Source organism: Pseudomonas sp. P5_B2, assembly GCF_056400445.1.
The window spans coordinates 1-1637 of record NZ_JBFULH010000795.1 but is presented as its reverse complement, the minus strand read 5'-3'; the positions used below and the strand labels follow the sequence as shown (position 1 = coordinate 1637).

Genomic DNA, 1637 nt, shown 5'->3' with positions numbered 1-1637 from the left:
GCATTGGGCTGTGCAAAATTATATCGACCCGGCACCTACTACGACGCCGTCAGCCTGATGAAGTACAACCGGGACTTCGCGCATGTCTCAGGTATGTATTTTTCCGGGGAGTCATTTTCAGTCGATGCTGGCTGGACCGAGCCGTGCTTTCGGGGCGCTGTCGATGCGGTCATCCATATCTGCAACAAAACCGCAGCGGCCTTCCATGGCGGTTTTTCCATGAGCGACTATCCGCACTATAACGTCGGAACCTGATCACTTCCCTCTCAGGAGCCTTGCACGCCGTGCATTGGCTCTGCCCCCCCAAAAAACCAAGTGCCCCGCGCAGTCATCTTGGGAAACGGACTACACCCCAAACGGAAGTAGCTGACTTACGCGCTCTCGCCGATTCGACTCTCATAAGCACGCAATTAAACAGCGTGAATAACAATAATAAGAGGTCATCGAAATGAGCGAGCCAACAAGCCCTGTTCGTGTAGCAGTCGTGCAATTCGACCCACAAGTCGGAATGCAAAATCGCGAAGCAAATCTGCGTAAAAGCCTGGAATTAGCGTTTGTAGCGGCAAATGACGGTGCGAATCTCATCGTCCTGCCCGAGCTTTCAAGCACAGGTTACTTCTTTAAAACCCGGCAGGATGCGTTCGAGCATTCGGAGGCTGTTCCCAGCGGTCCGAGTGTGCAGAGCTGGATGGACTTTGCCCGCCAGCACAAGGTTTATCTGGTCGCCGGTTTGACGGAGCGCGACGGTATGCAGCTGTTCAACACCGGCGTTCTTGTTGGGCCTGACGGCTTCATCGGCAAGTACCGAAAAGTTCATTTATGGAATCTGGAAAAATTGTGGTTCACGCCGGGCGATCTGGGCTTTCCGGTTTTCGACACCCCAATCGGTCGCATAGGGTTGTTGATCTGCTGGGATATCTGGTTCCCGGAGGTACCACGCATTTTGAGCCAGCAAGGCGCCGACATTATTTGCAGCCTGAACAATTGGGTCTGGACCCCGCCGCCCCTGTTCGATGACGCCGGAAAGTGCATGGCGTCGTACCTGACAATGACGGCGGCTCACGTCAACAATGTGTTTATTGCAGCGGCGAGCCGGATCGGCGAAGAGCGAGGTGCACGTTACCTGGGCTGCTCGCTGATCGCGGGCACCAACGGCTGGCCGATTGGCCAGGTGGCCTCAGCGGACAAGCAGGAAATCCTGTTTGCCGACATCGACCTGACCAGCTCGCGCAGCGCGCCCATCTGGAACAACCTGAACGACTTGCATCGCGATCGTCGAACCGATCTCTACGATCAAATGCTCGGTTACACCCAGCACCCTTGTCTGCCGCGCTGATAAGGGGGAATGACTGATGGAATCCACAAACGAAAAACCGCAAAACCAGCTTGCCGCCAGGTCGCGGCTGGATATGGCGATCATCTGGCTGATGCTCAGCACGACTCTGTTGATCGTCTGGCTCTCATTCACCTACCGGACATCCTGGTCAGCCCATTGGCCAGACTACAGTCACATGGTGTCGAGCCTGCCGAAGCCCAGTGCCTGGCTGCGTTGGGTCTTGGGAGACATCAGCGAGGTGGCGTTCTACAAACATGAGTTCGCTTCGATCGGGTTGCTTGCAGGCGCCTACCTGGCCTAC

At 55.8% G+C, this 1637-nt stretch carries 1 protein-coding gene and 2 pseudogenes; all 3 read left to right on the top strand.

Features of this window, described 5'->3' with window-relative positions; translation table 11 throughout:
• Positions 1-255, top strand: a pseudogene (locus AC1DRJ_RS26875) (FAD-dependent oxidoreductase); the annotation flags it as partial.
• A 193-nt stretch (positions 256-448) separates the two neighbouring features.
• Entirely contained in the window at positions 449-1336 is an 888-nt protein-coding gene (locus tag AC1DRJ_RS26870; protein WP_477804820.1) for a nitrilase family protein, read from the top strand.
• A 16-nt stretch (positions 1337-1352) separates the two neighbouring features.
• Positions 1353-1637 (top strand): annotated as a pseudogene (locus tag AC1DRJ_RS26865) (hypothetical protein); the annotation flags it as partial.

Coding starts and splice junctions, on each gene's coding strand:
- AC1DRJ_RS26870 (WP_477804820.1), top strand. CDS start 449: ATGAGCGAGCCAACAAGCCCTGTTCGTGTAGCAGTCGTGCAATTCGAC.